This window comes from Promicromonospora citrea (assembly GCF_013004695.1).
In the GTDB taxonomy this organism is placed as follows: Bacteria; Actinomycetota; Actinomycetes; order Actinomycetales; family Cellulomonadaceae; genus Promicromonospora; species Promicromonospora citrea.
Map to the genome: position 1 here is coordinate 1 of NZ_JABEMG010000186.1, position 6,487 is coordinate 6,487.

3 protein-coding genes and 2 pseudogenes are annotated in these 6,487 nt (G+C 74.9%); 4 read left to right on the top strand and 1 reads right to left on the bottom strand.

What is annotated here, in order from left to right; all coding sequences use genetic code 11:
- Positions 1-1,012, bottom strand: a pseudogene (locus tag HLB15_RS21625) (hypothetical protein); the annotation flags it as partial.
- Positions 1,013-1,469: 457 nt separating this feature from the next.
- Here HLB15_RS21625 and HLB15_RS21630 point away from each other — a divergent pair.
- From HLB15_RS21630 to HLB15_RS21645, 4 genes and pseudogenes are all read left to right on the top strand, one after another.
- Positions 1,470-2,975 carry a cytochrome ubiquinol oxidase subunit I gene (locus HLB15_RS21630; protein WP_171108560.1) on the top strand — a complete coding sequence of 502 codons (1,506 nt, stop codon included), beginning with the start codon at positions 1,470-1,472 and terminating at the stop codon, positions 2,973-2,975.
- A gap of 43 nt (positions 2,976-3,018) precedes the next feature.
- Entirely contained in the window at positions 3,019-4,068 is a 1,050-nt protein-coding gene (cydB, locus tag HLB15_RS21635) for a cytochrome d ubiquinol oxidase subunit II (RefSeq protein WP_171108562.1), read from the top strand.
- On the top strand, positions 4,068-5,888 hold the full coding sequence (gene cydD, locus HLB15_RS21640) for a thiol reductant ABC exporter subunit CydD (protein WP_171108565.1): 1,821 nt from the start codon (positions 4,068-4,070) through the stop codon (positions 5,886-5,888). The genes cydB and cydD overlap by 1 nt, the downstream gene beginning before the upstream one ends.
- Positions 5,885-6,487 (top strand): annotated as a pseudogene (locus HLB15_RS21645) (thiol reductant ABC exporter subunit CydC); the annotation flags it as partial. The gene cydD and the pseudogene HLB15_RS21645, both read left to right, overlap by 4 nt.

Below are 6,487 nucleotides of genomic sequence, written 5' to 3' on the forward strand. Positions count from 1 at the left end.
CGGGCTGCTCGGTGTTGGGCTGCTCGGTGGCGGGCTGAGCGGGGGCAGCCTCCTCCGCGGACGCGGCGCGACGGCCACGCCGGGCGCGGGTCTTCGGAGCCGCCTCCTCCTGGGCCGGGGGTGCCGCCGGCCCGGCGACCTCCTCGGGCGCCTGTGCGGCCGGCCTGCGCCGCGACCGGGCGCGCTTCGGCGCCTCCTCGGCGACGGGCTCGTCAGCCGACGGTGCCGACGTGGACTCGGGCGCTGACTCGGGCGCGGACTCGGGCGCCGGCTCCGCGGCAGCCTCGGCCGGAGCGGCCTTCCGCCGGGCACGACGCCGGGGCGCCGCCTTCTCGCTCTCCTGCGCGGGGCCCGCGGGCAGCACGATGTCGTCCAGGCTCGCGACCTCGCGGACCAGCGTCTCGGCCGGCGTGACCGGCTCGGGCAGGTCGAGGTCGAGCGGGGCCGACGCGCTCGCCGACGCCGCAGGCTCGTCCGCGGACTCGTCGGGCGCCTCGACCGGGGTCTCGGGCATGACGTCGGGCTCGACGTCGGCGGCGGCCTCGACCGTGTCCGCCGACGCGGACCCGTGCTCGGCGACGGCGACGGGCGGCACGGCAGCGACCTCGGGGGCGCCGGTGCCGGTGGGCTCGGCGACGTCGGCCTCAGCGTCCTCCGCGACGGGCGCGGGGTGGACCGCGTGCTCGGTCGCCTCCGGCTCGGTGCCATCGGTCGCCTCCGGCTCGGTGACATTCGTCTCATCCGCGGCGCCCGACGCGGGCTCCCCGGTGGACGGTGCGGCGTCGGGGGCGGGCGTCGCGGGGGCCGAGACGTCGCGCGTCGCACGACGCCGCGGGCGCTTGGCCGCAGGCTCGGGTGTGGTCGAACCGGTCGCCACGACGGCGGTGCCGCCGGTGGTCACGGGCTGCGACCCGGCGGGGGTCGTGGGGGCGTCGGACGCGCCGACGACGATGGGGGCCGCGGGGGCCGTCGAGACGACGGACCGGGTGGCCCGACGACGCGGGCGCTTCACCGGCGTGCTGTCCGCCGGAGCCTCCCCACCAGTGGTGACCTGGGCGTTCGCCTCAGGTGCGTCGTGATCATCCTGTGACCCGATGGTCGAACCGGTGGTGCTGGAAGGCGTCACGTGAGGTGCTCCTGTAGCCGGCATCCGCTCCACACCGCGCGGACCGCCAGGCGGTCGGTCGTCCGATGAGGCGTCGCGGCGAAGCGACGCATCCGGACGGAAGTCTCGGCTGCGGCCCCTGCTCGCGGTCTTCGCGGACGCCTGCGCCACGTTCTCGGGTGGCGCGGCACCGCGTGCGGATCGCGGGCAACGTGGACTCTGCAGACCGCGCAGGGATGTGGGCCCACGCGGGTTCGACCAGTATCGCACAGGAGACCCCACCTGCCCTGCGCGCGTCCAGCGGCGTGTACAGTGGCTTGTGAAGGCTTTCACAAGCAACGTCTGCACACCTCAGGAGCCCGGAGTGGACGCTCTCGACCTGGCACGCTGGCAGTTCGGCATCACCACCGTCTACCACTTCATCTTCGTCCCGCTCACGATCGGCCTGGCGCCGCTCGTGGCGATCATGCAGACCGCCTGGGTCCGCACGGGCAATGAGCGGTGGCTGCGGCTGACGAAGTTCTTCGGCAAGCTCTTCCTCATCAACTTCGCGCTCGGTGTCGTCACCGGCATCGTGCAGGAGTTCCAGTTCGGCATGAACTGGAGCGAGTACTCGCGGTTCGTCGGCGACGTGTTCGGCGCCCCGCTGGCCATGGAAGCGCTGGCCGCGTTCTTCGTCGAGTCGACCTTCCTCGGCCTGTGGATCTTCGGCTGGGACCGCCTCAACAAGAAGGTGCACCTGGCGTGCATCTGGGCCGTCGCCGTCGCGGTGAACCTCTCCGCCTTCTTCATCCTCGCCGCCAACTCGTGGATGCAGCACCCCGTCGGCGCGCGGTACAACCCGGAGACGGGCCGCGCCGAGATGGAGTCGATCTGGGCGATCCTCGCCAACAACACGCTCTGGGCGGCCTTCCCGCACGCGGTCGCCGCCGCGTTCCTCACGGCGGGCACGTTCGTCGCCGGGATCGCCGCGTGGTGGATGGTGCGCCTGGTCCGCACCGGACGGTCGGAGTCGGTCGAGCTCGCGCGGGAGGTCTACCGCCCCGCCGTCGTGCTCGGCACCGTGGTCATGCTCGTCTCCGGGGCCGGCGTCGCGCTGACCGGCGACGTGCAGGGCAAGCTGATGTTCGAGCAGCAGCCGGGCAAGATGGCGTCCGCCGAGGCCCTGTGCGAGGGCGAGGAGGCGGCCAGCTTCTCGATCCTGACCATCGGCGACCTGTCCAACTCCTGCGAGGGCGTGCGCCACGTGCTCGAGGTGCCCGGGCTGGCCAGCTACCTCGGCACGGGCCACTTCTCCGGCCCCGAGAGCTACCTGCCCGGCGTGGACGACGTCCAGGAGCAGTACGCCGAGCGGTTCGGCGAGACCGACGAGGCCGGCGACCCGATCTCGTACACGCCGAACCTCGCCGTCACCTACTGGAGCTTCCGGCTCATGATCGGCTTCGCCGCCGGCTCCGCCCTGCTGGCGCTGGCCGCGCTCTGGTTCACGCGCCGCGGCCGGGTCAGCGGCAACGTGTGGCTCGCACGCGTCGCGGTCGCCGCGATCCCGACCCCGTTCCTCGCCTCGTCGTTCGGCTGGATCTTCACCGAGATGGGCCGCCAGCCCTGGGTCGTGGTGCCCAACCCGACCGGCATCGACCAGATCCGGCTGCTCACGATGCGTGGCGTCTCCGAGGTGGTCAGCCCCGGCATGGTGCTCACCTCGATGATCGTGTTCACGCTGCTGTACGGCGTGCTCGCCGTCGTCTGGTACCGGCTCATGCACCGGTACGCGGTCGAGGGGGTGCCCGCCACGGTGCACGACGAGTCGCCCGAGGCGCGGTCCGACGCGACCGACGAGACCGACCGGCCGCTGTCGTTCGCCTACTGACCGCCGAGACAGACAGAACCCGAGACAGACAAAGGACATGACCGTGGATCTCGCCCTCGTGTGGTTCCTCCTCATCGCGGTCCTGTGGACCGGCTACCTCGTGCTCGAGGGGTTCGACTTCGGCGTCGGCATGCTGATGTCGCTGCTGCCGCGCGGGGACGCCGCGCACCGGGAGAAGGAGCGGCGCGTGCTGGTCAACAGCATCGGCCCCGTCTGGGACGGCAACGAGGTGTGGCTGCTCACCGCGGGCGGCGCCACCTTCGCGGCGTTCCCCGAGTGGTACGCGACCCTGTTCTCCGGCTTCTACCTCCCGCTGCTCGTCATCCTCGTGGCGCTCATCGTGCGCGGCGTCGCGTTCGAGTACCGCGGCAAGATCTCCGACCCGGCGTGGGCCCGGCGCTGCGACGCCGCGATCCAGGTGGGGTCGTGGGTTCCCGCGATCCTGTGGGGCGTGGCGTTCGCGAACCTCGTGCGCGGCGTGCGGCTCGACGAGGCCCACCAGTACGTGGGCGGGTTCTGGGCGCTGATCAACCCGTTCGCGCTGCTCGGCGGCGCGACGACGCTCGTCCTCTTCCTGCTGCACGGCGCCGTGTTCGTCGCGCTCAAGACCGACGGCGAGATCCGCGCCCGGGCCCGCCGGTTCGCCGGCGCCCTCGGCAGCGCCGCGCTGGTCGTCGTCGGCGGCTGGGCGCTGTGGGCGCAGACCGCCTACTCCGTGCCGTGGACGTGGGCCGTCGTGGCCGTCGCCGTCGCGGCCCTCCTCGGCGTCCTCCTGGCCAACCAGGCCGGGCGCGAGGGGTGGGCCTTCGGACTGTCGGCGCTGACGATCGTCGCTGCGGTGGTGCTCATCTTCGGCTCGATGTTCCCCGACGTCATGCCCGGCCTCGACGGCGGGCCGTCGCTGAGCATCGCCGAGGCCGCCTCCACCCCCTACACCCTCACGGTCATGACCTGGGTGGCCGTGGTGCTCACGCCACTCGTCGTCGCCTACCAGGGGTGGACGTACTGGGTGTTCCGGCGCCGGCTGAGCGTCGACCACATCCCCGCGCCGGCCGGGCTCACCTGGCAGAAGATCAAGGACTCGGCCTTCTAGTGCGCCCCCTCGACCCGCGCCTGCTGCGCCACGTCGGACCGGCGCGCCGGTACGTCGCGCTCACGGTCGGGCTCGGCGTGGCCGCCGCCGGGCTGATCGTGGCGCAGGCGCTGCTCCTCGCGGCACTCCTCGCGCCGGTGATCAGGGGGCACGGCGTGTCGGGGCCCGGGACGGTGCGGTCGTTCGCGGCGCTGGCGCTCGTCGTCGTCGCGCGGGCCGCGGTGTCCTGGGCGCAGGAGCGCTACGCGCTGCGCGCCGCCACCCGGACGGTCGCCGAGCTGCGGCAGACGGTGGTGTCCGCGTGGGCGGCGCGCGGGCCCCGGGCGGCGCTCCCGCACGGGCACGACGGCGGGCACGGCGCGAGCCCGGAGGCCGAGGTCGCCACGCTGGCGACGCGCGGGCTCGACGCGCTCGAGCCGTACCTGGTGCGGTACGTCCCGCAGCTCGTCCTCACGGCGCTGGTCACGCCCGCGCTCGTCGTGGTCGTGCTCGGGCTGGACTGGGTGTCGGCGGTGATCGCGATCGGCACGCTGCCGCTCGTGCCGCTGTTCATGGTGCTCGTCGGGCGGCTGACGGCAGGGACGTCCCGGCGCCGGCTCGCCACCGTCGAGCGGCTGGGCGCGCAGGTGCTCGACCTCGTCGCCGGGCTGCCGACGTTGCGCGCCTTCGGCCGGGCGGCCGGGCCGGGCGCGCGCGTGCGGGCGCTCGGCGAGGCGTCGCGCGGCGCGACCATGGGCACGCTGCGGGTCGCGTTCCTGTCGTCGATGGTGCTCGAGCTGCTCACGACGCTGTCGGTCGCGATCATCGCGGTCGGCGTCGGGCTGCGGCTCGTCGAGGGCGCGATGGAGCTGCAGCCCGCCCTCGCCGTGCTCGTCCTGGCGCCCGAGGTGTACCTGCCGCTGCGGCGGGTGGGCGCCGAGTTCCACGCGTCGGTGGACGGGATCGCCGCGGTGGACCGGGTACTCGCGCTGGTGGGCGACACGCACGAGCGTGTCCTGCCGGCGAGCGGCACCCGGGCGACCGTGCCCCCGGCCGGCGCGACCCTCGTGCTCGACCGCGTCTCCGTCCGGGCACCCGGGCGCGGCGTGCTGGCGCCCGCCGGGCTGTCGGCGCGGATCCCGCTGGGCACGGGGCAGCCGGGCACGGGGCGGGTCGTCGCGCTGCGCGGGCCGAGCGGGTCCGGCAAGTCGACGGCGGTGCTCGCGGTGCTGGGCCTGCTGACACCGGACGAAGGCCGGGTCGCACTGATGTCCGGCACCGCGGACCTCGGTGGTCCCGGCGACCTCGGCCCCGACGGCCTGGCCGCCTGGTGGTCGGCGCTGACCTGGGTCCCGCAGCGGCCGACGCTCCCGCCGGGCCGCCTCCGCGACGTCGTCCTCGACGGAGCCACGGGTCGCGCGCGCACCGACGACGAGCGCCTCGCGGCGGCCGCGCGCCGGACGGGGCTGGACGCCGTCGTCGCGGAGCTGCCCGACGGGTGGGACACCCTCATCGGGCTCGGCGGCGTGGGGCTGTCCGTGGGGCAGCGGCAGCGCGTGGCGCTGACCTCCGCGCTGCTGGACGACGCGGCGGACAAGCCGCTGGTCGTCCTCGACGAGCCGACCGCGCACCTCGACGCCCGGGGCGAGGAGGCCGTGCTGGACACCGTCCGGGCGTGGCGGGACGCGGGCCGCACCGTGCTCGTCGTCGCGCACCGGGCGTCGCTGCTCGCCCTGGCGGACCAGGTGATCGACGTCCGCGCGGCGGCGGACCCGGCGGACGACGTCCGGGAGGGCCTTCCGGGGGGCCGACCCACGACCGTCGGTGAGAGGACGCGATGAGCACCGTGACGACCGGGCCGGCGAGCGGCACGACGACGAATCCCGCGCAGCGCGACCCCCTGCGGCGTGTGCTGCCGCTGCTCGAGGTGCGGCCGGGCAACGTGGCCGCAGCCATCACGCTCGGTGTGCTGGCGCTGACCTGCGCGATCGGGCTCGCCGCCGTCGCGGCCTGGCTCGTGGCGCGCGCGTCGCAGATGCCGCCGGTGCTCACGCTCTCCGTGGCGGTGGTGGCCGTGCGCGCGTTCGGCATCGGGCGGGGCGTGCTGCGCTACTGCGAGCGCCTCGCCTCGCACGACGTCGCGCTCCGCGGGATGGCCGCGCTGCGTGCCAACCTGTACGAGCGGCTCGCCGGGGACGACCGTCCGGTCACCGTGCGGCGCGGGGAGCTGCTGGCGCGCGTCGGCCAGGACGTCGACGACGTGGGCGACGTCGTGGTCCGCGCGCTCGTGCCCGCCGGGGTCGCGGTGGTGACGTCGGTCGGCTCGGTGGTGCTGCTCGGGGTGCTCCTGCCCGCGGCGGGGGCGGCGCTGGCGGTGTGCCTGGTGCTCGCGGGGGTCGTGACGCCGTGGCTCGCCGCGCGCGCGGCGGCCCGGACGGAG